At 69.6% G+C, this 24,508-nt stretch carries 24 protein-coding genes and 1 pseudogene; 10 read left to right on the top strand and 15 right to left on the bottom strand.

Annotation, left to right across the window (positions count from 1 at the left end):
* From GVL05_RS12980 to GVL05_RS12965, 4 genes and pseudogenes are all read right to left on the bottom strand, one after another.
* Positions 1-449: pseudogene (locus GVL05_RS12980) on the bottom strand (glycosyltransferase); the annotation flags it as partial.
* 94 nt (positions 450-543) lie between these two features.
* Entirely contained in the window at positions 544-2,010 is a 1,467-nt protein-coding gene (locus tag GVL05_RS12975; protein WP_235035972.1) for a sugar transferase, read from the bottom strand.
* 7 nt (positions 2,011-2,017) lie between these two features.
* Positions 2,018-2,965: a hypothetical protein gene (locus tag GVL05_RS12970; protein ID WP_159573362.1), complete on the bottom strand. Its 948-nt coding sequence runs from the start codon at positions 2,963-2,965 to the stop codon at positions 2,018-2,020.
* A 13-nt stretch (positions 2,966-2,978) separates the two neighbouring features.
* Positions 2,979-4,427 (bottom strand): polysaccharide biosynthesis tyrosine autokinase, encoded by a 1,449-nt coding sequence (locus tag GVL05_RS12965; protein WP_131880665.1) that lies wholly within the window; start codon positions 4,425-4,427, stop codon positions 2,979-2,981.
* 159 nt (positions 4,428-4,586) lie between these two features.
* Between GVL05_RS12965 and GVL05_RS12960 the strand changes: the two genes are divergently transcribed.
* Entirely contained in the window at positions 4,587-5,309 is a 723-nt protein-coding gene (locus GVL05_RS12960; protein ID WP_159573361.1) for a CPBP family intramembrane glutamic endopeptidase, read from the top strand.
* Between the two features lie 46 nt (positions 5,310-5,355).
* A complete protein-coding gene (locus GVL05_RS12955; RefSeq protein ID WP_159573360.1) occupies positions 5,356-6,654 on the top strand; it encodes a PP2C family protein-serine/threonine phosphatase in 1,299 nt (432 codons plus the stop codon).
* A gap of 25 nt (positions 6,655-6,679) precedes the next feature.
* Here the strand turns inward: GVL05_RS12955 and GVL05_RS12950 are convergent, their stop codons facing one another.
* The 3 genes from GVL05_RS12950 to glgX form a co-directional block, all read right to left on the bottom strand.
* Positions 6,680-7,198: a hypothetical protein gene (locus GVL05_RS12950; RefSeq protein WP_159573359.1), complete on the bottom strand. Its 519-nt coding sequence runs from the start codon at positions 7,196-7,198 to the stop codon at positions 6,680-6,682.
* Complete coding sequence (locus GVL05_RS12945; RefSeq protein WP_159573358.1) at positions 7,195-7,644, bottom strand: hypothetical protein; 450 nt, start codon at positions 7,642-7,644, stop codon at positions 7,195-7,197. The genes GVL05_RS12950 and GVL05_RS12945 overlap by 4 nt, the downstream gene beginning before the upstream one ends.
* A 64-nt stretch (positions 7,645-7,708) precedes the next feature.
* Positions 7,709-9,727, bottom strand: a complete 2,019-nt coding sequence (gene glgX, locus GVL05_RS12940; RefSeq protein ID WP_159573357.1) for a glycogen debranching protein GlgX — start codon at positions 9,725-9,727, stop codon at positions 7,709-7,711.
* A 651-nt stretch (positions 9,728-10,378) separates the two neighbouring features.
* Between glgX and GVL05_RS12935 the strand changes: the two genes are divergently transcribed.
* The 4 genes from GVL05_RS12935 (at position 10,379) to GVL05_RS12920 (ending at position 15,119) form a co-directional block, all read left to right on the top strand.
* The gene (locus tag GVL05_RS12935; RefSeq protein WP_131880655.1) at positions 10,379-11,548 is read left to right on the top strand and encodes a hypothetical protein; all 1,170 of its coding nucleotides are present in this window, start codon (positions 10,379-10,381) and stop codon (positions 11,546-11,548) included.
* Entirely contained in the window at positions 11,545-13,269 is a 1,725-nt protein-coding gene (locus GVL05_RS12930; protein WP_131880653.1) for a glycosyltransferase, read from the top strand. The genes GVL05_RS12935 and GVL05_RS12930 overlap by 4 nt, the downstream gene beginning before the upstream one ends.
* A gap of 106 nt (positions 13,270-13,375) precedes the next feature.
* The gene (locus tag GVL05_RS12925; protein WP_131880651.1) at positions 13,376-14,428 is read left to right on the top strand and encodes a BLUF domain-containing protein; all 1,053 of its coding nucleotides are present in this window, start codon (positions 13,376-13,378) and stop codon (positions 14,426-14,428) included.
* Between the two features lie 79 nt (positions 14,429-14,507).
* A complete protein-coding gene (locus GVL05_RS12920) occupies positions 14,508-15,119 on the top strand; it encodes a hypothetical protein (protein ID WP_131880649.1) in 612 nt (203 codons plus the stop codon).
* A 27-nt stretch (positions 15,120-15,146) separates the two neighbouring features.
* Here GVL05_RS12920 and GVL05_RS12915 read toward each other — a convergent pair whose 3' ends face one another.
* Both GVL05_RS12915 and GVL05_RS12910 read right to left on the bottom strand, forming a co-directional pair.
* Positions 15,147-16,133, bottom strand: coding sequence for a signal peptidase I (locus GVL05_RS12915; RefSeq protein ID WP_159573356.1), 987 nt, complete (start codon positions 16,131-16,133; stop codon positions 15,147-15,149).
* Between the two features lie 31 nt (positions 16,134-16,164).
* Positions 16,165-16,767: a hypothetical protein gene (locus tag GVL05_RS12910; protein WP_111086138.1), complete on the bottom strand. Its 603-nt coding sequence runs from the start codon at positions 16,765-16,767 to the stop codon at positions 16,165-16,167.
* Positions 16,768-16,884: 117 nt separating this feature from the next.
* Between GVL05_RS12910 and GVL05_RS12905 the strand changes: the two genes are divergently transcribed.
* Positions 16,885-17,352 carry a MarR family winged helix-turn-helix transcriptional regulator gene (locus tag GVL05_RS12905; RefSeq protein WP_228504484.1) on the top strand — a complete coding sequence of 156 codons (468 nt, stop codon included), beginning with the start codon at positions 16,885-16,887 and terminating at the stop codon, positions 17,350-17,352.
* 35 nt (positions 17,353-17,387) lie between these two features.
* Here the strand turns inward: GVL05_RS12905 and GVL05_RS12900 are convergent, their stop codons facing one another.
* From GVL05_RS12900 to GVL05_RS12890, 3 genes are all read right to left on the bottom strand, one after another.
* A complete protein-coding gene (locus GVL05_RS12900) occupies positions 17,388-17,828 on the bottom strand; it encodes a YsnF/AvaK domain-containing protein (protein WP_133937439.1) in 441 nt (146 codons plus the stop codon).
* 102 nt (positions 17,829-17,930) lie between these two features.
* Positions 17,931-18,698 carry a hypothetical protein gene (locus GVL05_RS12895; RefSeq protein ID WP_131881131.1) on the bottom strand — a complete coding sequence of 256 codons (768 nt, stop codon included), beginning with the start codon at positions 18,696-18,698 and terminating at the stop codon, positions 17,931-17,933.
* 105 nt (positions 18,699-18,803) lie between these two features.
* Entirely contained in the window at positions 18,804-19,613 is an 810-nt protein-coding gene (locus GVL05_RS12890) for a DUF2382 domain-containing protein (protein ID WP_131881133.1), read from the bottom strand.
* A gap of 230 nt (positions 19,614-19,843) precedes the next feature.
* Here GVL05_RS12890 and GVL05_RS12885 point away from each other — a divergent pair, with 230 nt between their 5' ends.
* Positions 19,844-20,560, top strand: a complete 717-nt coding sequence (locus GVL05_RS12885) for a TetR/AcrR family transcriptional regulator C-terminal domain-containing protein (RefSeq protein ID WP_159573355.1) — start codon at positions 19,844-19,846, stop codon at positions 20,558-20,560.
* 29 nt (positions 20,561-20,589) lie between these two features.
* Here GVL05_RS12885 and GVL05_RS12880 read toward each other — a convergent pair whose 3' ends face one another.
* Positions 20,590-21,315 (bottom strand): hypothetical protein, encoded by a 726-nt coding sequence (locus tag GVL05_RS12880; protein WP_131881135.1) that lies wholly within the window; start codon positions 21,313-21,315, stop codon positions 20,590-20,592.
* Between the two features lie 224 nt (positions 21,316-21,539).
* Here GVL05_RS12880 and GVL05_RS12875 point away from each other — a divergent pair, with 224 nt between their 5' ends.
* Positions 21,540-22,637 carry a BLUF domain-containing protein gene (locus GVL05_RS12875; protein ID WP_131881137.1) on the top strand — a complete coding sequence of 366 codons (1,098 nt, stop codon included), beginning with the start codon at positions 21,540-21,542 and terminating at the stop codon, positions 22,635-22,637.
* Here GVL05_RS12875 and GVL05_RS12870 read toward each other — a convergent pair.
* Positions 22,592-23,053, bottom strand: a complete 462-nt coding sequence (locus GVL05_RS12870) for a GNAT family N-acetyltransferase (protein ID WP_131881139.1) — start codon at positions 23,051-23,053, stop codon at positions 22,592-22,594. The genes GVL05_RS12875 and GVL05_RS12870 overlap by 46 nt on opposite strands.
* A 207-nt stretch (positions 23,054-23,260) precedes the next feature.
* Complete coding sequence (locus GVL05_RS12865; protein WP_131881141.1) at positions 23,261-23,896, bottom strand: TetR/AcrR family transcriptional regulator; 636 nt, start codon at positions 23,894-23,896, stop codon at positions 23,261-23,263.
* Between the two features lie 151 nt (positions 23,897-24,047).
* Between GVL05_RS12865 and GVL05_RS12860 the strand changes: the two genes are divergently transcribed.
* Entirely contained in the window at positions 24,048-24,494 is a 447-nt protein-coding gene (locus GVL05_RS12860; RefSeq protein ID WP_235035969.1) for a hypothetical protein, read from the top strand.
* The last annotated feature ends 14 nt before the right edge of the window (positions 24,495-24,508 follow it).

Raw genomic sequence — 24,508 nt, 5'->3', positions numbered from 1 at the left:
CCCTCCCACCCGGTGCACGTCCCGGGCTGTGCGCACCGCCCAGTCATCGCCCACTGGTCGTGCATGGTCCACACGATGGGCTTCCCTTCCTCAGCGATCATCGAGAGAAGGTCGGTCGGCGGCATCATGTAGCTGTGGATGGCATGGAGGTGGACGACGTCGCTCTGTCGCACCGCCCGTCGCAGGGACGCTCTCCTCGACCGTGATGGGCGGACCACCTCGGTCCCGACGATATGGTGCGCAGCGAGATTGAGCGCGGCTCGCGGAGCCGATGTGAGTCGGAGAGCGCCGTACTCCGCTTCCAGCGGCGACGGGCTTCCGCCCTTCGCATAGCCGTACGCGATCTTCGCGCCGATCCCACGCGATGGCAGGCCGTCGTGCAGGGTCCGCGCGACCCCGGCCGCGCCGCCCTCACTGAGGCGAACGTTGATTTGGAGTACCTCGGTCATCTCAGCAGCCCCTCCTCGGCCGAAGTGACCCCATTCACTTCACGCCGTCCATTGACGGACGCGTTCTGGAAGGGCGGCGCCTCGAGCGCGGCCATCAATATGCTCCTTGCGATCGCCAGACGGCCTTGGCAGTCCGCCAGAGCACCACGAGATCGCCCGTGATGGACCAGTTCTCCACGTAGTACAGGTCCAACCGCACCGAGTCCTCCCACGACAGGTCGGACCGACCGCTGACCTGCCACAGACCCGTCATGCCCGGCTTCACCAGGAACCGACGGTGGACGTGGGTGTCGTAGCGCGCGACCTCGCGGGCGAGCGGAGGACGTGGGCCGACGAGCGACATGCTGCCTGCGAGGACGTTGAACAGCTGCGGCACCTCGTCGAGGCTGTACCGCCGCATGAATCCGCCGACCCGGGTGACGCGGGGATCGTTCCGCATCTTGAACAGGACGTCGTTCCCCTCCGCCCGGTCGAGGGCGCTGAGTTCCTGCAAGCGCTCCTCGGCATCGACGACCATCGATCGGAACTTGATCATCCGGAAGGTGCCGCCGTTCAGGCCGACGCGCTCCTGGCGGAAGAAGACCGGCCCCGGTGTCGTGGTCGTCACCAGCAGGGTCAGCACGAGCAGCAGCGGTGACAGGACGATGACGAGCAGCGTCGCGCCGACGAGGTCGAAGGCCCGCTTCGTGTAGAGCTTGCGTCCCGAGTACGTCGGCGTCTCGACGTGGATGAGCGGCAGTCCTTGCACCGGTCGGGTGTGGATGCGCGGACCGCCGATGTCGGTCAAGCTCGGCGCGACGACCAGGTGCTGCCTGCCGGGTTCGAGCGACCAGCTGAGTTCGCGGACCCGCTCCGGCGGCAGGTCGTCCGAGCTCGTGATCACGACGGTGTCGGCACCGGTCTCGCGCAGCGCGGAGCCGACGTCGTCGAAACCGCCGTGGCTCCGGATCGTCGAGCCCGCCAGCAGCCCGCGGTGGTTGGAGGACACGACGGCACCCACCACGCGGTACCCGGCTTCGGGGGAACGAGCCAGTTCACGGCCGATGTGCAGCACGCTGGCCGGTGAGCCGACCAGGAGCACCGTCGCCGAGTAGGCGCCCTGCTGGCGCTGGGCGACCAACCACTGCCGCCACATCCAGCGCGACAACAGCAGCACCAGTATCCCGATGGGGAAGGCGATGAGCACGTACCCGCGGGCAAGATCGACGTGCAGCAGGAACGCCGCGATCGCCAGCAGCCCGAACACCCGGACGCTGGAGTCCGCGACCAGCCGGTACTCCGTGCTCCCGACGCCGATGACCCGCGCACCGCGGGTGTCGTACAGGGCGAGGGCGCTCATCCACACCACGATCACGACGATGGAGATGGCCGAGTAGCTCAGCCGCAGGTCCGCGGTGTTGGTGGCGAGGTTCGACTCGATCCCCAGCCAGGCGATCTGCACGCCGAACACCACCCAGATCAGCGCGAGCAGATCCGTGATGAGCACCCGGCGCGAGTACGAACGACTCCACTCGTCACCGGCCCCGACCACGCTCGGTGCGCGGAGCGCGTCCGCCGTCATGGTCGCATCACCACGACGCACCACCGTCACTCGAGACCCTGACCGTCTCGCCGTCCCACAGCCACACGTCCTGCCCCGCACGGTCGATCGTGACGGTGCCGTCGGAGTCGGCCCCCTCGGCGCAGCCCACCGGCGAGACCGCAGTGCTGGGGGTCACGTCCGCTGCGGGCATGGTCACGAGCTGCACGCCGGAGCACGACGCCACGTCCACGCGGGCCAGGGTGTACTCGCCGCCGTCGACCGCGATCGAGCGCACGCCGCCCATCGGCACGTCCACCCAGGCGTCCGTACCGGCCCGCCACTCGAGCTGGCCGTCGCAGACGACGACCGAGGTCCGCTCCCCCTGGAACGCCTCGATCGGGTCTGCACACGGGGCCTGGATCGTCTCGCTCGCGAGCACCACACCGTCGGTGCTGATCCCGGCGCCGGCGGCGCCGGGCGTCCCCTCGTTCCACGTCACGCCGGCATCGGTGGCGGTCCGCACGGTCGTGGTGCAGTCTTCGCCGACGCCCGCCATGATCGAGAGCTCTGTACTGGAGGCCCGGATCGCCATGAGCGATCCGACATCCGTCCCGAGTCCCACCGGAACCCACGTCGACCCGCCGTCCACGGTGTGTTCCAGCACCGGCCGCGGGCCGCCGCACGACCCGCCGGACGCGCGCCATGCCTCCCGGTCGTCCACAGCTGCCAACAGGCGCCGCCCCTGCTGAGCTGCCGATGCGGGGTCTGCGTCAGCAGACGCGCTCGCGCGCGGCGTCTCGGTCGTGTCGGGTGTGCTCGTGAACGTGGGGATCGGGCCTGCTGGCCCGTTCTGCTCCGGCGCGGTGCGCCCCAGGGCGAGGGAGACGAGCACGATGTCGATCACGACCAGTACCACCACGACGGCCGCCACCACGATGAGCGTGGTTCGGGGCAGTGCGCGGCCGAGGCTTCGGGTCCCCCGGCGCGTCGTCATGTCGCGGCTCCGCTCAGCGTCCGGCTCGCCGGAGCACGCCGAGCTTCTTGCCGGGTTGCTTCGGCGGGGTCACCGATGCGGTGGCGCCGTCGTCCTGGCCGTAGCCGTACCCGTACCCGTACCCGTACCGGCCGTACCCGTACGCACCGGGACCCTTGACGGGCATCTTGGTGATGACGAAGCCGGAGATCGGGGCGCCGACGTTCTCGAGCGATGCGATGGCTGCCGCCAGTTGCCCCTTGTGGGTGTGGCCCGAGGCGACCGCGATGATCGCGCCCGATGCCTTCTTCGCCAGGATCGCCGCGTCGGTCACCGGGAGCAGCGGCGGCGCGTCGAACAGCACGTAGTCGAACTGCTGCTCGAGGCGCTCGATCAGGTCCTGCATCGCGCGCGAGCCGAGGAGTTCCGACGGGTTCGGCGGGATCGGTCCGGCGGGCAGGACGACGAGCTTGCCGCGCCCCCACGGGTGTGCGACGTCCTCGAGGTCGGCACGACCGATGAGCACGTCGGTGAGGCCGGCGTTGCCCTCGACGTCCATGTACTCGGCGACGCGGGGGCGGCGCAGATCGGCGTCGATCAGGATGACCCGGAAGCCGGCGCTGTCCAGGGCGATCGCGAGGTTCGCCACGGTCGTGCTCTTGCCTTCGGACTGCATCGACGACGTCATGACGAAGGTCCGAGCGCCCGTGCCGATGTCGAGGAACTGGAGGTTCGTGCGGAGCGTCCGGAAGGACTCGGCACGGGGGCTGCGGGGGTCGACCTGCACGATGAGCGGACGCTCGGCGGCCTTGGCGTCGTAGGCGATCCCGCCGATGACCGGCTTGTCGCTGATCTTCTCGACGTCGAGCTCCGTGCGGACACGGTTGTCCAGGGTCTCGCGCAGCACGGCGATCCCGATGCCGAGTGCCAGCCCGACGAGCAGACCGAGTGCGACGTTGACGGGCACGTTCGGACTGACCGGGGTGCTCGGGACGTCCGCCTGCTTGACGCGGGTCAGCTTGACCGTGCTCTTGCCGCTCGCGTCGGTGGCCTCGATGTCCTGCACGACGTTGGTCAGGCTCTGCGAGGTCGCGTTCGCGATGTTCGCGGCCTGCACCGGGTCGGTGCCCTCCACCGAGATGGAGATGAGGGTGGTGCTGGTCGGTGCCGTCGCCGACACCATGGTCGCGAGCTGGTCGGCATTCATGTCGAGCTTGAGCGACGAGATGACCGGCAACAGGACGATGGGCGTCGACACCAGGTTCGAGTACGTCAGCACGCGCTGCTGGGTGAACGTGTTGCCCTGCGCCAGGTCGCTCGCGCTGCCGGACGTCTCCGTGGAGACGAAGACCTGCGCGGATGCTGCGTAGACCGGCTTCTTCACCAGGGAGAAGCCGGCCGCGGCCGCGACCCCGACCAGTGCCAGCACCAGGATGAAGACCCATCCCTTGCGCAAGACCGCTATGTAGTCGCGTAGCTCCACGCGGCACCCTTCCCCGGAAGTCGCCGCGCCCTGCAGAGTCCCTGTCGCAGGTCGACCGGGATCGTCCCAGCGTTCGGCAGGGAAATACTGCCACACCGATGAGACGCGCTCGGGGTCGTGCGACGTCGAGTCTCGTTCTGCGTCCCGTACGGTGGCGACATGCAGCCCGAACCGGACGCGCCGACCGCCGCCCGCCCCTCCTCGGCGGCGCGGGACCTGCAGGTCATCGTGATCGCGCTCCTGGTCGCCGTGCTGCTGTCCCGCATCGTCGGTGGCGTCGCCCGGACTGGGGGTCTACCTGCGCCGATCACGCAAGTGCTCGCTGCGGACCTGGCCGTGTGGGTGCCGCTCGTGCTCGGTGTCGGGTGGGTACTCCGGAAGTCCAGCCCGGCCGTCCTCGTGCGGCGGCTCGGACTCGGGTGGGCCGACGTCGTCGCGGCGATCGGCATCGTCGTCGTGTGCCGCGGGCTCGACGCCGTGCTGTCCGTCGCGTTCTTCGGCGCGACCGGGCTGACGCCGCAGCCGACCCTCGGTACCCCGGACGTCCTGCTGCTCGTGGTCTCGGCGATCGGGGTGTGCCTGGTCAGTCCGGTGCTCGAGGAGATCGTGTTCCGGGGTGTCATGCAGCGTCGACTGTCGGCCGAGCTGACGCCACGCACGCGGTTCCTCGCGGTGCTGGTGACCGCGTTCGCGTTCGCGCTGATGCACCTGGCGATCAGCACGACCACGTCGCCGGTCGCGGGGTTCGAGGTCTTCGTGACGACGTTCGTGCTCGGCCTGCTGACGGGGGCGCTCGTCGCCATGACCGGGCGCATCGGCGGGGCGATCGTGGCGCACGTCCTGTTCAACACCGTGGCGGTCGTGCTCACCTGGCCCCGCTGACACCGACCGCACGATGACCCGCCCCGACCGGTAACGTCATTCTCGAATGTCTCGCCCAACCAGCATCCTCGAGAGCCCCCTCGCCCGGCAGGCTCCACTGAGTGCGCTGTTGGCGCTCGGAGCCGTCCTGAGCATCACGGTGCCGTCGCTCCAGGTGACGGACGACGGCCTGTTCGTCGCGAGCCTCGCGGTCACCGGTGTCGCGACGGTCGTGGCCGCCGTGGCACTGGCGTTGCCGCACTCCGTCGGGCTCGTGCCGGCGTTGCTGGTGCTCGACTTCGTGGCGATCGCGCTGTTCCGGACCAGCACGGGCGCAAGTGCTTCCGTCTTCACCTCGCTCGCGGTCCTGCCGGTCGTCTGGTGCGGGTCCCTCCGTGGGCGCCTGACCGTCGTGTACGCGGCGCTGGGCGTGACGCTCGTGATCATGGCGCCCTACTTCCTGACGCCGACGAACGTGCCCGGCGCGAGTGAGCTGGTCCGTCTCGGCGTGACCGTGATCGTGTTCGGGACGGTCGCGGCGGTCGTGCAGGAACTCTCGCGGCGAGCGCGGCGCAACGTGCGCGCTGCCCGGCTGGGCGAGGAACGCGTGCGCGCGGAGATCGACCGGGCCGCCGCCGTCCAGCGGTCGCTGCTCCCGACGTCGACCGACCACCTGGGCGCGGACGTCGCGGTGGCGGGCGCCTGCCTGCCGGCGAAGTCGGTCGGTGGTGACTTCTTCGACTGGTACGAGACGAACACCGGGATCGCCGTCAGCCTCGGTGACGTGATGGGCAAGGGCGTGGGGGCGGGGCTGATCGCAGCGGCCGTGCGGGCAACGGTCCGCAGTGCCCGCACCGTCGACGACCCGTCCGAGGCCCTCCTCCGCGCAGCCGACGGGCTGGCCGCCGAGGCCAGCGCGACCGACGTGACGTTCACCACGCTGTTCCACGCGCGCATCTCGACTGACGGCACCTTCCGGTGGGCGGACGCGGGCCACGGGTTGAGCCTGGTGCTCAGGTCAGACGGTGGCGTGGATCGGCTCCGGTCGAGCGACCTCCCGCTCGGGATGGGGCTCCGCGACGAGTGGGCGACGACCGACGGGTTCCTCGACACCGGCGACCTGCTCATCTCGTTCAGTGACGGTGTGCTCGACCTGTTCGGCGGGCGCGAGGACACCGTCGACGCCGTGGCCGATCTCGCACGGGCCTGCGGCTCTGAACCCACAGCGCTGGTGGCGGCGCTGTCCGCGCGGGCGGACGAGGTCGCGCACGACGACGACGTGACCGTGATCGCGATCCGACGAGCACCGGTGGCGACCGTGGCCTCCGCGCTGCCCGCGCAACCGGCGCGCCGAGAGCGCACGTGACCTGGCGATCAGCACGACCACATCGTCAGTCGCGGGCTTCGAGCCGATGTTGGTGCTCGGCCTGCTGACGGCGACGCTCGTCACCATGACCGTGCGCATCGGCGGCGCGATCCTGGCGCACGTCCTGTGCAACACCGTGGCCTTCCTGCTCACCCGGCCCCACTGACACCGGTTCGGACACTCGTCGACGTCGACTGCGCAGCGGGACCAGGAACGCGCTGAGCACCAGGACGCCACCGATCACTACGCCGGTCACGCGGTCACCGTTTGCGTCGTCGTCGGGCCAGAGTCCGCCGAACAGCAGTCCCATCCCGACGGTCTCGACGGCGTAGAACACCGCAAGGTTCCGTGCCCAGTGCGGACGCCGTTCCTTCCGCGGGGCATCTCGCCCGGTCTCGAACCACATGGCGGTGCCGAACGCACCCCACGCCACGAAGACGAGGCTCTCGACCGGGAACCAGCGCTCGAGGATCGTGAGCGTACAGATCCCCATTGCGAAGCCGAGCAGCAACCACCCGAGCGATGCGAGGCGACGCCGACTCACTGACGGTCCTCCGGCGCCGCTGCCTGTTCGCGCCGGAAGCGCTCGATCTCGGCATCGACCTGCCGCCGCGAGAACCGCTTCGCCACGAGCGCGGCCCAGATCGAGCCGACCGCGGTGATCGCGACGCCGAGGACGGTCCCCTCGACGCGGAGTTCACCGTCGTCGCGGTTCGGGATGAGCGCACCGATCAGCAGGCTCAGACCGGTCGCCACCAGTACGAACGCGAAGATCGTCGCGGGACGGTTCCCCGCGCGTGGAGCGGCCTGCGGGTGCGCAGACGTCGAGATCGCCAGCACCAACCACACCCCAGGCACCCCAGCGCTCACCGGGAACCACTGCCCCAGCACGAGCAGCAGCCCGAGCGACAGGACGAACCCGCCGGCGCACCAGAGCCACCACCGGTTCCGCTCCCGCCGCTGCTGTCCGGCCACGTCATCAGTCCCCATGGGTCGAACGTACAGGTCACCGGCGATCGGCCCGGACGAGCCGATCGCCGATGACCTGTCGGTGTCAGGACAGGGCGGAGAAGGACGCGTCGCGGATGAGCACAGTTGCGGCTCCGGCAGCGACCTGCTGCTGCGGGTCGCTGGACAACCCGAGCTGCCAGTCGCCGCCACCCGGCTTCGCGGGCAGCGTGAACTCGACGGTCGTGTCCGAGGCGTTGAGCAGGACCGCGACGGTGTCGTCGCCCTGTTCGAGGACGAGCATCACCGCCCGGTTGCCGCCGTCGGCCCAGTCCGCGTCCTCGAAGCCGGCGTTGTCGGCGCGGAGCACCGAGACGGTCGAGTCGGAGTCACCGGGTGCCGTGCGGTACCACTCCGGACGCAGGGAACGGTGCTGCGCCCGGAACGCGATGGCCGCGGTCGTGAACGCGAGCAGGTCCCGGTCGGCCGCTTCCCAGTCGAACCACGAGATCTCGTCGTCCTGGCAGTAGGCGTTGTTGTTGCCGCCCTGGGACCGAGCGATCTCGTCGCCGCCGAGGATCATCGGCACACCGGCCGACAGCAGCAGGGTGCCGAGGAAGTTCCGGCGCTGTCGATCGCGGTACGCGTTGACGCCGGCGTCGTCCGTAGGCCCCTCGACGCCGCCGTTGAACGAGGCGTTGTCGCTCTCGCCGTCGTTGTTGTCCTCGCCGTTCGCCTCGTTGTGCTTCTCGGCGTACGAGGTCAGGTCCGCCAGGGTGAAGCCGTCGTGTGCCGTGACGAAGTCGACCGAGCACAGCGGCGAGCGGCGGGACCCCTCGTACACGTCCGGGCTGCCGAGGACACGCTGGACGGCGTCACCGAGCGCCCCCTCGTCGCCGCGCCAGAAGGCACGGAGGTCGTCGCGGTACTTGCCGTTCCACTCGGACCAGTCGGCCGGGAACCCGCCGACCTGGTACCCCGCGGTGTCCCACGGCTCGGCGATCATCTTGACCCGACGGAGCACCGGGTCCTGGTGGACGATGTCGAGGAACGCTGAATGCTTCTCGGCCTCGCCGTCCTGTCGCGTCAGCGTCGTCGCCAGGTCGAAGCGGAAGCCGTCGACGTGCATCTCCTCGACCCAGTAGCGCAGCGAGTCCATGATGAGCCCGAGCGCCGCCGGATGGCCGACGTTGAGCGAGTTGCCGGTGCCGGTGGTGTCGAAGTAGTTGGCCTCGTCACCCTCGACGAGGCGGTAGTACGACTCGTTGTCGATGCCCTTGAACGACAACGTCGGGCCCATGTGGTTGCCCTCGGCGGTGTGGTTGTGGACGACGTCCATGATGACCTCGAGCCCCGCGGCGTGCAGGGCCTTGACCATCTCCTTGAACTCGGCGACCTGCTCGCCGGCGGTGCCGCTGGACGAGTACTCGTCGTGCGGTGCGAAGAACCCGATGGAGTTGTAACCCCAGTAGTTGCGGAGCCCCTTGTCGGCAAGGGTCGAGTCCTGGACGAACTGGTGCGTGGGGAGCAGCTCGACGGCCGTGACGCCGAGATCGACCAGGTGCTGGATCGCCGCCGGGTGCGCCATGCCGGCGTAGGTGCCGCGGATCGCCTCGGGGACGTCCGGGTGCTGCTTCGTGAAGCCCTTGACGTGGACCTCGTAGAAGACGGTGTCGGCCAGACTGGTCGAGGGACGGACGTCGTCGCCCCAGTCGAACGAGCGGTCGGCGACGACCGACTTCGGCATCGCGGCGGCGGAGTCGGTGTCGTCGCGGGTCTCGGGGTCGTTCATGTCGTGGCCGAACAGAGCCTGGCCCCACTCGTACGAGCCGTCGACCGCCGTGGCGTACGGGTCGAGCAGGAGCTTGGCGCCGTTGTGGCGCAGGCCCTTGGCCGGGTCCCACGCGCCGTGCACGCGGAAGCCGTAGCGGGTGCCGACGGCGACGCCGGGGACGATGTCGTGGAAGGTGTAGCCGGTGCGGTGCTGCAGCTCGGTGCGGTGTTCGTTCCCGTCGTCGTCGAACGTGCAGAACTCGACGCGCTCCGCGGTGCTGGAGAAGAGTGCGACGTTGGCGCCGCCGTCGACGAGCGTGACGCCGAGCGGGGTGCGGGCAGAAGTGGTCATCGTGTCGTTGTACCGGGCGGCCGCTGTGGTCCCGGCTCGCGCACGTACCCCGCCAGGCATGGATGCGCAGACCGGACAGCTGCGACCGCCTCGTCGGACACCGGACGGTGACCGAGGGCGTCTGCTCCTCGTTCGGGTCGAGGAGCAGGCGCCCTCGCGCTACGACGACGTCGGGTTCGGCGCGGCGGTCCGCGACGATGCCAGCCCGGAACAGGGATCGGGCCCCCGCAGCTGAGCGGCGCGGGGTAGCTCACGAGACGGTACGGACGTGCCGCTCTCCGGGCGCACAGGTACGCGGAAATCCACGGGAGCGGCCCCGCTGCCATCCAGAGAACGCGCGTTCCCCGTTTGGGGGATACCAACGAGGGGCGTCGCCTGATTGGGTCATCGAGTCAGCAACTCCGTTGCGGACGAGATCCGCGCGGAGCTTTGGCACCAAGCGAAGGTGACCTCCCTCGGGTGGGGCGGTCACGGTGGGTGCCGGCGTGTCGATTCGGGTTCGACGCGGCGGCACCCCCATTCACGAGACGCGCAGGGGTCCTCACTTTAGGGGACTCGCCTGTACCCCGTTCTGGGTGTACCGATTCGTCTGTCCTCCGACTGTGATGGGTGCCTGGGCTCCACTGTCCGCATCCACCCGAAGGAGCGCGCATGACCGTCACCGTCCCGCGTCTGAGCGCCGTCCTGTCGTCGGCCGAGCCGCCGCACCGATCGGCGCTCCGGCCGCTCCCCCGCGCGTGGACGCGGTGGCTCCTCCGGCTCGCGTTCGCCGTGCCCTACGTCGTGGTCGCCGTGCTCTCGATCGAGATCCCGACCACACCGATCCTGGAGCTGACCGGCAACCAGGCGACCCTCGACCGGGCGACGGCGGCACTCGACGGCGGCGTCGTGCAGGCCGTCGGTCAGCTCTACCCGCTGCTCTCCGGCGTCCTGCTCCGGTTCCTGCCGTTCGGCGTGCACGGTGCAGCGGTCCTCGGCGGCCTCGCAGCCGGCGTGCTGCTGCAACTCCTGGCGCAGGCCATGCTCCGGCGCGGTCTCCGGATGCGGAAGGTGGTCGTCTTCACGATCGCGCTCGGCGCGAACCCGCTCTACGCCTTCGTCGCCCTCAACGACCTGCAGGCCTTCCTCGGCATCGCGCTGTTCGCGCTCGCGATCGCCGACATGGTGCGGTTCTTCTCGTACGGCGACACCCAGGCGGGGTTCCGTGCCGGCCTGTCGTTGATGGTGTCGACGCTCGTCGACCCGATGGGCCTCGTCTACGTCGTCATCGCAGCTCTGACCGCCCCGCTGCTGGAGCTCGCCCGGCACGGACAGCCGGGCATCCGCCGAGCGAACACGCTCGTCCTCGTGTTCCCGAGCATCGCCGTCATCGGCTCGATGTCCGTGCTCGACCTGCTCGTCCTCCGCGACCCGTTCGCGGCACTGCGGAACACCGTGCACACCGACAGCACCCGGCTGAGCGGCCTCGAGCACCTGGTGGGTTCGTTCGACGGGCTGTTGCTCCTCGCGATGGTCGTCGCGGGGTGCCTCCTGGCCCTGCTCGTGCACCGACCCGGTGCGATCGTCATCGTGGTCGCGCTGTTCGCCGGGATCCTCGCCGGATACGCGATCGGGCTCATCCCGGTCGCCACCGCCGGCAACACGTTCGTCACGATGCTCGCCGTCGCGATCGCGATCCTCCCGCGTGTCAGCAGCCGGGTCACGAGCGCTCTCGTCATGGTGCTCGCCGCCCTCCAGATCCCGCTCGCGTGGACCGCGGCGTTCGAACGCGAGGTCGTCGCCGAGTGGATGCACGCCCTGGTCTCGGCGGTGGGCGCATGACCGCCGTCGTGTCCGGTGCGTCCGCCGTCTCCAGCGAGACCGACGCCCCGTCGATCGACGAGACGACCGCCCGGCACCGCGGCGGCGAGTCCGACTGGCGCCCGCCGCACCGGTGCTCGGTCCGCCGGCACGTCGACGAGGGCTGGGTCGCCTCCGCACGGATCCGCGAGGGTGTCCTCGTCCTGACCAGCGGCCGGTCGGACCCGGATGTGCTCCGGGCCGCCTTGACCGAGGAGTTCGGCGAGCCGGTCGTGCTCCGGACGGTCGATGAGGCCGAGGTCCGCCAGCGCATCATGTGGGAGCTGGACGACGAGGTCGCCGACCTCGCCGCACACGACCTCGCCCGCACGATCCCGGCCATGTCCGCCCGCACGGTGCTGTCCCGCGGTCAACAGGTCGGCGGCGGCATCGCCCTGCTCGCGTTCGCCGGCTGCCTGGTGATCGCTCCGGGTACGACCGCCGCCATCGTCACCGCGGTGCTCTCGCTCGGGTTCCTGGCCGGCATCGTCTTCAAGTTCTGGGTCTCCATGGTCGGCGCGCGCTTCGACCTCGTCGAGCAGGTCTCAGCGGCCGACGTCGCCGCGCTCGATGACACCACGCTGCCGACGTACACCGTCCTGGTCCCGGTGTTCCGCGAGGCGAACATCGTCGGCGACCTCGTCCGCAACCTCGAGGTCCTCGACTGGCCGAAGGACCGCCTCGAGGTCCTGGTCCTCGTCGAGGCCGAGGACCACGAGACACGCCAGGCCGTCCTCGACGCTGAACCACCGGCCTGGATGCGGATCGTCATCGTCCCTCCCGGGGCGCCGCAGACCAAGCCGCGCGCCTGCAACGTCGGCCTCGCGATCGCCCGCGGCGAGTACGTGGTCATCTACGACGCCGAGGACCGCCCCGACCCCGACCAGCTCAAGAAGGTGTTCACCACGTTCGAGCGGGCCGGCACCGACACGGTGTGCGTCCAGGCCGCCCTGAGCTACTTCAACGCCGACGAGAACGCCCTGACGCGCATGTTCACGCTGGAGTACTCGTACTGGTTCGACTACATGCTCGCCGGCCTCGACGCCCGGAACCTGCCGATCCCGCTGGGCGGGACCTCGAACCACTTCCGCACCGAGCTCCTGCGCGAGCTCGGTGGTTGGGACCCCTACAACGTCACCGAAGACGCCGACCTGGGGATCCGTGCGTCCGCGGTCGGGTACCGCGTCTCCGTCGTCAACTCGACCACGATGGAGGAGGCGAACACCTCGATCCCGAACTTCGTCCGGCAGCGGTCGCGGTGGATCAAGGGGTACATGCAGACCGCCCTCGTCCACGCCCGGCGCCCCCGTGCGCTCGTGCGGGAGATCGGGTTGCGCCGGGCTGCTGCGTTCGCGCTGCTCATCGCCGGGACACCGTTGACGTTCCTCGGCATGCTGCCCGGCATCGCGGTGACGATCGCCACCTTCGTGCTGCCCACGGCGTGGACGGCCCCGGTGTTCCCCGCCCCGGTGCTCTGGCTGTGCGTGCTCGACTTCCTGCTCGGCAACGCCACGATGATCTACCTGACCATGATGGGGCCGTACAAACGCGCTCGGTTCGACCTGATGCTCTGGGCGTTGCTGAACCCCGCGTACTGGGTGCTGCACTCGGTCGCCGCCTACAAGGGCCTGTGGCAGCTCATCACCCGACCCCACTACTGGGAGAAGACGGAGCACGGTCTCACCAAGACGTCATCCGTGTGAGTACTGCGGTCGCCGCGGCGTCTCCCGTTCAGGGGGTTGCCGCGGCGGTCGAGGTGGAGCACGCTGTGGTCGGTCCGGTCATGTCAGCACCTGAGGGGAAACCATCATGCGATCGCTCGTCTACACCAGCACGCAGACCCGACCGATCACGGACTCGGAACTCGCGCAGATCCTCGCCGTCGGCCGGGAGAAGAACACCCGCCTCGGTGTCACCGGGATGCTCGCACACCGCGACGACAACTGCATCGGCATCATCGAGGGCAACGACGACGTCGTCGCTGAACGCTTCGATCAGGTCCGAGCCGATCCCCGCCACACCAACGTCCGAGTGCTCCTCAACGAGCCGATCCGACACCGGTCCTTCCCGGACTGGTCGATGGCGTTCCAGCCGCTCGACCCGTTGCTGCACGACGTGCCGGGGTTCAGCGACCTCTTCACCGCCAACCGCCCCAACGACTCCACCTTCGGTGCGTCCCGCGCGCGTGCGCTGCTCGACTGGTTCCGGAAGCACCCGCTCGCTCCCTTGACGAACCAGGACGCGGCCGACGAGGAGATCCCCCGAACCCGGATCCTGAACGCCGCGATCACCGCTGTCCACGCCGGCGGCGCGTCCCGGTTCACCCTCGAGGACGTCGCAGAACGCGCGGGGATGACCGTCCCCGAGGTCCTGGGGCTCTTCCCGTCGCAGCACGCCGTGCTCGCCGCGACCGTGATGCGGTGGACCCGAGCAGTCTCCGCTCCCCTGCTCCCCCTCGCCGCCGAGAAGGGCACGATCGCGTTCCTGCACGCGCTCCTCGCCGCCCATGCCGAGGAACCCGCCCTGATGCGCCTGATCGCGTCCACACTCGCCACGTCGACCGACCCGTCGACCGACGGAGCGGACTACTACCGGTCCGCCTACCTCCAGTTCCGTGAGACCGTGCGCACCGCCCTCGCCGAAGACGTCCGTGCCGGGCGGGAACCCGCCACGATGGATCCGATCCGCGGTGCACAGCAGCTCCTCGCCCTCTACGACGGCATCCGCCTGCAGGCGCTCCTCACACCGGACACCGACGTCGTCGACGCCTTCGACCGCGCCGCGTCGCGCATGCGACGGGGCTGGACCGAACACTACGAACGACCCGCCTACTGGGACCTGCCCACGATCCCCAGTGCCTGACGACGGGGGCCGGCCCCGCCGACTCCACATGGGCCGATGGCCGAGAGGCACAGCATCGCGCGAGTGGTAGGACCTGTCCATGGTGTTCTACGACGCACGTCCGATCCGCACGGCAGGGCAGGTGCTGCTCGATGTCGTCGTGGTGGCCGGGATGGTCGCCGCGGTTCTGCTCGGGCGAGCGGTCTCCGCATCGATCAGCGCCCTCGCCGACATCGGAACTCGTGTCCACGACCAGGGCACCGCGTTCCAGGAGCAGTTGCGCAGCACCGCAACGGCACTCGAGAAGGTGCCGTTCATCGGCAAGTCGGTCAGCGCACCGCTGCAGGACGCGAGCCAGAGCGCGCAGCGGATCGCGGCTGCCGGAGCAGAACAGCAGCAGGAGACGCTGCACGTGGCGCACCTCCTGGGTACCTCGTCGACCGCGGTGCTGATCATCGTCCTGGTGGTGGTCTGGATCCGGTACCGCGGCGGCTTCATCCGGCTCGCCACGCTCACACAGCGCCTCGGTCAGCAGCCGGACGGAGCCGAGTTGCTCGCCGTCCGCGCGCTGACGACCCGGAACGCCGCCGGCCGGCTCGGCGTCGACGTCGTCGACCGATGGCGGCACCGGGATCCGGAGGTCATCCGCGCGCTGGCCGATCTCGAGCGGCGCTCCACCGGGCTCCGCGTGGCGCCTTCGCGGACGTCGTGACCTCCCGCCCACGAGGGCGGGATCGGGTCAGGCACAACTGGTGCGGCCGAGTCCGAGGAAGCGGACGGTGCTGATGCGGACGCTGCTGGCGGAGGTCGTCGTCCACGTCGAGGTGACGTCGGCGCGGACGGTGACACTGGAGGTGCGGAAGGAGAAGAGATCCCAGGAGCTGATCGTGGTGGATCGGGCGGTGCCGGCGCTGGTGTCGCTGCTCGCGACGCCGTCGATGACCGTGGTGAACCGCTCGGGTGCCACCCCGTCGTAGCTCCACCCGATGGTGACCGACCCGTTCGTGTTCGACGTGCACGTCAGCGCAGTGGCCGGGGTCGCGGCCACGGTCGCCATCGTGCTGGGTGCGGTGGCGGTGGCGGCGAAGGCCGCGGCGGCCGCCGGAGCAGGTACCGCCAGCGCCGCGACGGTGCAGACAGAAGTGACGAGGAGTGCCCCCACCGCCCACGGCCGGTGGTCCTGCTGACGATGCCGGGGCCCACGTCGGGACGCCCCCGTAGTCCTGCTCGGATCTGCGACGGCCGGCAGGACGGCGAGTCCAGCGACGAGGACGAGGGCCGAACCGAGGGCGACGAGCGGGCCCGCTCGATGGTCCGCAGCCCAGAGGACGGGTGTGCCGATGAGTGGGACACGGAGGTACCCGACTCCCGTGACCGCGGACCGGGAGATGTGTGTGGAGTCGGCGGAGGGGTTCGCGTCGCCCTTCGTGGTGAGGGTTCCGTCGCTGTTGAGGGAGTCGAACCGGTGCAGCCGGAGGGTGCCGACGTGGTCGGGGTCGGCGAAGAGCAACACCTGTCCCTTCCGGAGCTCTCCCGCGGTGACCGTCTTGCTCACCACGACGTCACCCGGGTGCAGGGACGGCTCCATGGAGCCGGTCATCACCGTGGTGGTGTGCCAGCCGAGGACCATCGGAGCGACAGCCCAGAACACGAGACCGAGGACGGCAGCCAGGATCCCCCGGGCGCCGAGCACCACGGCGAACCGACCCCACACGGACGGACGCATGACCGACCTCCTCTCGTGTCCTCCCGGCCGCTCAGGAGTTCTGCGCTTCCCAGGTGAACCCGAGGCTCGCGGTGGCACCCATCAGGGAGGCCGGGGCATCCGACGAGACGGTGTAGGTGATCTGGTAGGTCTTGGTCTCCGACTTGTCCCCGGTGGGCTTCCACGTCCCGACGCCGGTGGCGTAGCTCGTTCGGGTGGACGCGAACGACGCGAGGGAGTCGTTGTACAGGAGACCGTCGGACCCGGCCGCCGCGGTGAAGCCGTTGCACGTGCCGTAGCCTCCACCGCTGCCCTGCTTGACCTGCAGGGTGACGTACGAGGCCAGCGCCTTGGTCTGCTGCACGTTCGTGGCGTAGAGCTTCACTGCACTGGGGAGCGAGCCGGTCGAGGTGACGGCGATGCAGTTCGTCCCGGTGGAACCGGGCTTGAGGTTCGACGCAGCGAAGAGCGCACCGTTCGATGCGTCGTTGCTCAGCGCCACCGATCCCATCGACCAGTTGTTGGCGTCGTCCGACGAGGTGGCCGAGAACGCCGAGTACGACGCGGTGGACACGGCGACACCGGCGGCGAGCAGGGCAGCCGGGATGACGGCGAGGGTGGCGACACGGGCGATGGTGCGGTTCGGGCGACGCATGAGAGGAGATCCGTTCAGGTTGGGACTTGACTCGAATTTCGAGCTAGGTGAACCATACGCCTACAAATTCGTTCAAGTCAATTTTTGTCCCAAATGGATCTCGTCTAAGATGGAACCATGAGCGCGAGCCCTCCTCCGATGAGTGACGCCGACCAGGATCGTCTGCTGGACGAGGCGGTCGCCGCGTTCTACAGCGCTCAGGTCGAGCACGCGCACCTGATGCAGCACCTCGCAGTCACGCACGACCTGAACCCGGTCGACCTCCGCGCGCTGAAGTTCCTCGGCGCAGTCGACGACGACCGCACGCCGAAGGAACTCGGCGGGTACCTGGAGATGGGGACGGGAGCCGTCACGGCTCTGCTCGACCGTCTGACCAAGCGAGGCCTGCTCGATCGTGTCCGCAACCCGGACGACCGCCGGAGCGTGCGGATCGAGCTGAGCGCCGACGGGTTCGCGGTGGTCGGGACGCTCCGGGCCGCCTACCGCCGGGCACTCCGGCAGTCCTTGCCGCCGGAGAGCACGGATGTGTTCATCCACTTCACCGAACGCGTGTCGCACGCCTTCCGCGAAGCCAGCGTCGACTGAGGACGACCGACTCCCTCACGCGTCCCCCACGCGACTCACGGGAGTGGAGCTCCTCCGGCCCGACGGTGCGACGTGACGATGTCGATCTCCTCCCGCCGGAGCCCCGCCTCGACGCGGTGCTCCTCCGTGACGGTGTGGGTCGTCAGGGTGACGCGTTCGACGGGGACGACTGCTGTCGAGACCGTGATCTGTTCCTCGCGGAGGACCACGACGATCGGTTCGGGGACGGTGTCCGTGGTGCCGGCCGACACCGGTACCGCGCCGCCGATCGGCTCACGGACGAGTCGGATCTCCTCGTGACTGACGTCCACTGTGATCGTCCGCTGCTCGGTGACGATGACCCGCTCGAGCCGGACCCGTTCGATGGCGTGGCGTTCGGTGCCGATGACGAGTCGCTCTTCGCGTCGGACCACGTCGAACTGGTCCGTCCGGTCGTCACCACCCGGAGCGTCGCGCGGTGCGTGGCGGGAGGTCATGGTCTTCTCCGATGCTGGGGGCACGGTCCCGAGCGAACACGGGAGCGCGGGGATGGCCCTCGGCCCCGCCCATGGTGAGCGGGGCCGACACACAGGGCGCGCTCAGTTCGAGCGATGGGAACTGGTCGTCGTCGAGGCAGCTCGCTTGGCCTTCCCGGCAGCCTCTTCTGCCTGCTCGACGACGGACGGCGCACGCTGGGCGTGCTGCTGGATCTTCGGGGCTTCGGCCTCGGCCTTCTCGAGGATCGCCTCCCAGCGGTGCTGCATCGGCTTGATGAGTCCGCCGCCGGCTCCGACGATGACGACGCCGGCGATGATCGCCAGGACCGCGATCAGGAGCGGGGTGGTGACCGAGGTGGCCACGTCGATCTGGTTCAACGCCGCGGTCGCTCCGATGAAGACGATGAAGACCGCGACGATGTTGCCCAGCAGCTTGCCGTAGGAGAGACCACCGAGCGTGTTCTGGATCAGGCCCTTCGCTCCGGCCGCGATCGCCGCGGCGACCACGATGATGATGATCGCGACGATGATCTTCGGCAGGAACCCGATGATGCCGGCGAGGAGATCACTCACCGGGTTGGACCCGAAGACGCCGAACGCAAACTGGAGCACGAACAGCACCAGCGTGTAGTAGATAATCTTCGACACGATGTCGGAGGCGTCGAGTTTCGAGTTCGCGAGGGCCTTCTTGATGCCCCCGCGTTCGACGGCACGGTCGAAGCCGACCTTGGTGAGGAGACGCGAGAGCCCCTTCTCGATGAGCTTCGCGACGATCAGGCCGACGACGAGGATGAGCAGGAAGAGCAACGCGAGCGGGACGAACGCGATGACCGCGGCCAGTCCGTTCTGCAGAGCGGCGGGGAAGTCCATGGGGTGAGCCTTTCGGGTGAGGGTCGGGTGGACAGGGCGCAGAGGAGGCGTCCTGTGGTGGCGACGGACGTCCGGCTGTCGCTGAGCGACCGTCGCCCAGCACGATCAGGAACGGGCGTCGCGGTCCGCGATGGTCTCGTCGGTCACGGCGGTGTCGTCGAGGACGATCTCCTCGTGCGCGACGTCCTCGGTGACCTCCTGCTCGCCGGCGATGGTCTCGGTGCCGAGCCGGACGCGCTCGACCGGGACCGTCTCCTTGGCGGTGACGACGCGCTCCTCGGTGAGCACGACCTCGTGTTCTTCTTCACTCAGGGCGGGCCCCGACAAGGCATCGTCGGCGGTCGCGTCGGTGATCGGCTCACGGCTGAGGGTGACCTCCTCGTGGCTGACGGGCACGGTCTTGGTGACCTGCTCGGTGACGATGTGCTTGCGCAGACGGGCACGGCCGGACTCGATCCGCTCGGTACCCACGTGCAGCCGCTCCTCGGAGCGGGTCATGGCGTCGTCCGTCGTCGGACCGGACGTGTCGTGTCCCTGGACGTCGGCGGAGTCCGTGCTCCGGTCGGCGCCCTGGTCGTACAGACCCGCATCCGCCGACGCGCTCGACGGGTTGCCGTAGAAGGAGTAGAGCGACTGCTCCTCGTCCGCGCTGAGCGCCCCGTCGGCGTCGACCCGCGGGGCGTCCTTCACGAAGGACTTCTCGTAGGCGACGTGGACGGCGCCGGCTTCGAACGTCGCGTCGTTCAAGGGTGCGAACGACTCCGAGGTGCCGAAGAGTCCGGTCCGCACCGTCACCCAGGTCGGAGCCTGGGTGTCGTTGTCGACGTAGACCTGGCCGACCGTGCCGATCTTGGCGTCGTCGCTCCCGTAGACGTCGGCGCCCGTGAGGTCGTTGATGCTGCTGCTGTCGATCATGGTGGTGCTCCTCTTCCCCGGCAGGTCGCCTGGGGTTCGATGCGGAGTGGATCCGAGGTGACGGCGGCGCACGGCCCGCTCGATCGGCGGAGACCACCACCTCGTGGACTTACGGCGTAAGCCCAGCGGGAGCTTACATCGTAAGTCGCGATAGCGTGGGTTTGTCGGCCGCGAACTCGGCGCAGCGCCCGTTGTCAGCCACGAACCGCGGATCGGCAGGGAGATCAGCCGTGGCAGCACGATCGAGGGCGAACCGTTCCGAGACGAACGCACCGAGGCTCAGCCGTGACCTCATCGTCGAGACCGCGTTGCGCCAGATCGATCGGTCAGGTCCCCAGGGACTGTCCATGCGGTCACTCGCGCAGGAGCTCAGCGTGGAGGCGATGTCCCTGTACCGCTACGTGCACGGGAAGGAAGACCTGCTCGAAGGCGTCGTCGCCTCACTGATGCGGGATCTCACCTCGCAGCTCACCGAGGCCGAGGAAGCACACTGGCAAGGGTTCCTGCAAACGGTCGCCCATGCCGTCCGGCAGATCGCCACGGACCACCCGAAGGCGTTCCCGCTGGTGGCGACCCGCCACCCTGCAGCCCCTTGGCTCCGCCCGCCGCTGCGGAGCGTCGAGGTCGTCAACACGTTCCTGACCGCGCTGACGGGGAACGGCTTCACGGACGCCCAGGCGGTCAACGCGTACCGAGCGTTCAGCAGCTTCCTGCTCGGCCAGCTCCTCCTGCAGTCAGTGGTCAGCGGTGCCGAAGCAGGCCCAGCCGAGGAACCGCTCGACGAAGGAGGCGCCGCCATCCCCGAGGGCGACGGCAACACGTCCCTCGACGTCGCACCGGAGGTCCGCCGACTCCGCACGTTGTTGAGCGAGGACCGCAGCGACGAGGAGTTCGAGGTCTCCCTCGAGGCACTCCTCGACCGACTGGACCGCGAACTGTCGCAATGACCCGCGATCGCGGTCCGGCGACGCGGCCGTCAGACGTGGGCGTCGAGGTGCCCACCCCACACCTTGTACGTGTCGCGGTACCGGTGCTCGTCCGACTCGGGCCGCCACACCGACCGCGTCAGCTCGTCCGGGAACCCGACTGCGCGCACCCGTGGACAGGCTTCGACGACGAGTCGAGTCCGCGCGTTGAGGCGACGACCGTGCACCCCGGCTGCGAGCCGAGCCGGCCGGGACAGACTCCCGGCGTTGTCGAGGGGTGGGATCTCACCGATGACGACCTCGGCATCCACGGGCACCACTTCGCGCAGGGCAGCGATCGTGTCGCGGACGCGTTGTTCCCACACCCTCGTCGGCAGGACCCGGAGCGCATCCGTGATGCCGACCAACACGACGACGAGGTCGCACCGCCCCAGGTCCTCGCGGTGGGCGGCGATGACGGATGGGAGTTCCCGGACACTCGCCGAAGGTGCGGGGAGCATCTTCCAGGAGACGCCGCGCGCGGTCCGTGCTGCCCGGTGCCGAGCGAAGAACGCGGGGAGCGAGAGCTCGTGGGTGCGGACGCCGAGCGACAGTTCGCCCCGCTCACCCACGAACACCACGCGATCCGGGTCCGGGCCGGGCACCGTGCCCTCCATCGCGTCGTCCGGGTAGAAGTCCCCGGTCGCGTCGAGGCGACGGAACACGAACTCGACGACGCGCGCACTGCGCGACGGGAACCTGAACGCAGCGCGGCGCAACGACTTCGTCCGTGACACTGCCCCACCTCTTCCGAGCACCTTCACCGACCGGGACCCGGTCGGTGTCCGGTTCCTCCAGCGTAGGCAGCGGCCCACCGCCAGGACACCGCGCCATCCACCTTGCGCGCCGGCCACGGGCCACAGACGACAGGCGGAGCGCGACGCGATCGGCACGCCTTGCCATCGGGGCAGGTGTGCGCCACTGTGTGGAACACAAGCTCGCTTCGAGGAACAGGGGCCACATGCTGTCGTTGGTGTACGTGAGCACGATGAGCCGACCGGTCACGGACGAGGAACTCGCCGAGATCCTGGTGGTCGGTCGCGAGAAGAACCTGCAGCTGGGCATCACGGGGATACTCGCCCACCAGGGGAGCAACTGCATCGGCATCATCGAGGGCGACGACGAGGTCGTGCGGGAACGGTTCGAGGGCATCCGTCAGGACCCCCGTCACACCAACGTGCGCCAGGTCGCCGCGGACACCGTCACGACGCGGTCCTTCCCGGAGTGGTCGATGGCGTTCCAACCGGCGGACCCGTTGATCAAGGAGATCCCGGGGTTCCTCGACCTCTTCGCCGACGGGCATGCGCCCGACCCCGCCACCGGGACGTCCCGCGCGACGGCCCTGCTGGAGTGGTTCCGGAAGCATCCCCTGGCGCCGCTGACGAACCAGCTCGGCGACGACGGCATCGAGCTGCGCACCCGGATCGTCAACGCGACGATCACGGCGCTGCACGACACCGGGGTCGAGCAGGTCGACGTCGACACCGTCGCCGCCCGGGCCGAGATGACCGTCGACGAGCTGCGCACCCACTTCCCCACCCGCGAGAGCCTGCTGACGGCAACGGTCGACCGGTGGTCGAGCTCCGTGTCACGGCCCCTGCGGCCGATCGCGGACACGCACGGCGCGGTCGCCTACCTGCACGCGCTGGTCGTGGCGTACTCGGAGGAACCGGCGCTGATGCGACTGCTCGCCTCGACGCTCGCCTCGAGCACCGACCCCGGGCACGAGGGCGCGGAGTACTACCGCACCCTGTACCTCCGGTTCCGTCGGACCGTCCGGGAAGCACTCGAGCGGGACATCCGGGTCGGTCACGAACCGGCCACCATGGATCCCGCGCGTGCCACCGAGCAGCTCCTCGCGCTCTACGACGGTCTGCGGATCCAGTCGCTCCTCATCGAGGGGTTCGACATCATCGCGTCCTTCGACCGTGCGGCGTCACGGCTGCGGCGGGGGTGGGCCGAGGACTACCGGCACACGGACCTCTTCGAGATCCCGGTCGAGGGCACGGGCGATCACAACGCCCGCGAGAAGCAGACCGACTCAGGGTCGTCGCGGTAGGGCCCGAACGGCTGGATCCGCACGAACCCGTTCCGGCTGAACAGCGCGGCGGCGTGCGGCTGCAGCACGCCGAACTCGGCGACGACCGCCGGCGCCTGCAGCTCTTCGGCCTGCGCGAGCAGTTCGAGCACCAGCAGGTCGCCGACGCCCTGCCCGCGGGAGTCCGGTCGGACGAACAGCCGCCGGATCTCGAAGACCCCGTCTCCCGCGGCACTGAGCGACGCGCTACCGAGTGCCAGACCGGAGGGGTCGCGGGCGATGACGTGCACGGCGGCGGTCGCCTCGGTCAGCGGACGGCCACGGTCGGCCGGGCGGCCGTAGATCCGGTCGACCTCGATCCGCGCCGCGGCGCGAAGCCGGACGGCGTCCTCGTGGTCGAAGGGCTCGGCCGCGACCGAGAACGTCAGGTGCTGCATCGTGGTGTGTTCCTCGCCCGGCGCCGCGTCGTCGCGGGTGCCCCGTGGGTGATCGGTGTGCGTGCCGCCGCTCGAACCCGAATCGAGCGGCGGCACGGTGTGCGCACTTCCGCTCGAACCCGAATCGAGCGGCGGCGCGTGCAGACGGCTGGCGTCTGCCCTCGGACGCCCTAGCGTCCGTGGTCCGTGGCGTGTGGTAGGTCCGGGTCAGCTCACCAGGTCGAGGTCCCACACGGGGGCGACGTACTCGCGGGACCATCCCTCGCGCAACCGGGTGACTGCCCGGTCGAACGCTTCGAGCAGGTCCATCTCGGGGCGCACCATGGACTGCAGCTGCAGTCCCTCGTAGGTCGCGAGCAGCTGCTCGGCGCCGCGCGACGGCTCCATGGTGCTCGGCTCGCGACCGAGCAGGCTGTCGCGCTGCAGGGAGTCCTGCACGAAGGCGTGGAAGCGGCGCCACCGCGCGTGCAACATCGGCGCGAGCGGGTGCTCCGGTGACGCCGCGATGTTCAGGGTGGCGGTGAGGAAGCGCATCAGGGACGGGTCGGCGATGTTCGCGGTCACGATCGCACGCAGGAACGGCACCGTCCCGAACCGTTCGGCGAGTGGCATGAGCGGTGCGGTGCGCTGCTCGTTCCAGTGGTCGATGGTGGCCAGGAGCAGACCGTCCCAGCTGGGGAACGTCCGCTCGACCACGTCGACGTCCTGGCCGGCGTGGTCCGCGACGACGGCCGGGGTCACCTCGTGGAGCGGACGTGTCCGCAGTGCCGTGATCATCCCGTCCACGACGGCCGATCGGAGGGCAGCATCGTCCGAGGTCCGGCGCGATGATTCGATGTGCATGCATACACCCCACCAGGCACACCGGTCCCACCCAAGCCCCCGAACGGGGATCGCGCGCAAAACGGACCAGCACGATCCGGCCACGACACTTCCCACCGATCGACCTGCGAGCGATACTCATCCCGTGCAGTGGGGAAGGATCGTACCGGTCGTGGTGCTGGCCCTGGTGGTCACCGGCGGGCTCGCGGGGTGCGATGCGGAGGGCCGGATCCGGAGCATCGGGCCGGGGACCTCCGTGAGTTCCTGCGTCGACTACGTGCCCATGACCGCGGCCGAGCGCCGCGAATCCGCCGATCTCGTGGTCGAGGGCCAGGTCACCAAGACCGATCGCACCGTCGAGATCGGCGGCGTCTACGACGTCTACGACGCCGAGGTCACGACGACCTCGAAGGGGGACGACCCCGGCACCACCATCGAGGTCGTCAGCACGTCGGACCAGTGCACGACGAGCGGTGAACCCGTCGAGTACCTCGACGGCGACGTCCTCGCAGCGGGAGGAACGTTCCGCCTCTACCTGACGAAGGCCGACCCCGAGGACGACGACAGCGTCTGGCGCCTCGTCGTCCCCGGCGCCGCCGAGCCGCTCACCACCGGCTGACGCCCGGCACGCAC

Source organism: Curtobacterium sp. 18060, from assembly GCF_902706105.1.
Classification (GTDB): Bacteria; Actinomycetota; Actinomycetes; order Actinomycetales; family Microbacteriaceae; genus Curtobacterium.
The sequence above is the reverse complement of the archived record's forward strand: the minus strand, read 5'-3'. Positions and strand labels throughout refer to the sequence as shown.

Excerpts from the sequence above, each read along its gene's own strand:
- GVL05_RS12915 (WP_159573356.1), bottom strand. The coding sequence starts at position 16,133 with ATGCGTCCGTCCGTGTGGGGTCGGTTCGCCGTGGTGCTCGGCGCCCGG.
- GVL05_RS12905 (WP_228504484.1), top strand. The coding sequence starts at position 16,885 with ATGAGCGCGAGCCCTCCTCCGATGAGTGACGCCGACCAGGATCGTCTG.
- GVL05_RS12935 (WP_131880655.1), top strand. The coding sequence starts at position 10,379 with ATGACCGTCACCGTCCCGCGTCTGAGCGCCGTCCTGTCGTCGGCCGAG.
- GVL05_RS12875 (WP_131881137.1), top strand. The coding sequence starts at position 21,540 with ATGCTGTCGTTGGTGTACGTGAGCACGATGAGCCGACCGGTCACGGAC.
- GVL05_RS12970 (WP_159573362.1), bottom strand. The coding sequence starts at position 2,965 with ATGACGACGCGCCGGGGGACCCGAAGCCTCGGCCGCGCACTGCCCCGA.
- GVL05_RS12960 (WP_159573361.1), top strand. The coding sequence starts at position 4,587 with ATGCAGCCCGAACCGGACGCGCCGACCGCCGCCCGCCCCTCCTCGGCG.
- GVL05_RS12930 (WP_131880653.1), top strand. The coding sequence starts at position 11,545 with ATGACCGCCGTCGTGTCCGGTGCGTCCGCCGTCTCCAGCGAGACCGAC.
- GVL05_RS12925 (WP_131880651.1), top strand. The coding sequence starts at position 13,376 with ATGCGATCGCTCGTCTACACCAGCACGCAGACCCGACCGATCACGGAC.
- GVL05_RS12945 (WP_159573358.1), bottom strand. The coding sequence starts at position 7,644 with ATGGGGACTGATGACGTGGCCGGACAGCAGCGGCGGGAGCGGAACCGG.
- GVL05_RS12920 (WP_131880649.1), top strand. The coding sequence starts at position 14,508 with ATGGTGTTCTACGACGCACGTCCGATCCGCACGGCAGGGCAGGTGCTG.
- glgX (WP_159573357.1), bottom strand. The coding sequence starts at position 9,727 with ATGACCACTTCTGCCCGCACCCCGCTCGGCGTCACGCTCGTCGACGGC.
- GVL05_RS12895 (WP_131881131.1), bottom strand. The coding sequence starts at position 18,698 with ATGGACTTCCCCGCCGCTCTGCAGAACGGACTGGCCGCGGTCATCGCG.
- GVL05_RS12865 (WP_131881141.1), bottom strand. The coding sequence starts at position 23,896 with ATGCACATCGAATCATCGCGCCGGACCTCGGACGATGCTGCCCTCCGA.
- GVL05_RS12870 (WP_131881139.1), bottom strand. The coding sequence starts at position 23,053 with ATGCAGCACCTGACGTTCTCGGTCGCGGCCGAGCCCTTCGACCACGAG.
- GVL05_RS12910 (WP_111086138.1), bottom strand. The coding sequence starts at position 16,767 with ATGCGTCGCCCGAACCGCACCATCGCCCGTGTCGCCACCCTCGCCGTC.
- GVL05_RS12900 (WP_133937439.1), bottom strand. The coding sequence starts at position 17,828 with ATGACCTCCCGCCACGCACCGCGCGACGCTCCGGGTGGTGACGACCGG.
- GVL05_RS12890 (WP_131881133.1), bottom strand. The coding sequence starts at position 19,613 with ATGATCGACAGCAGCAGCATCAACGACCTCACGGGCGCCGACGTCTAC.
- GVL05_RS12955 (WP_159573360.1), top strand. The coding sequence starts at position 5,356 with ATGTCTCGCCCAACCAGCATCCTCGAGAGCCCCCTCGCCCGGCAGGCT.
- GVL05_RS12975 (WP_235035972.1), bottom strand. The coding sequence starts at position 2,010 with ATGACGGCGGACGCGCTCCGCGCACCGAGCGTGGTCGGGGCCGGTGAC.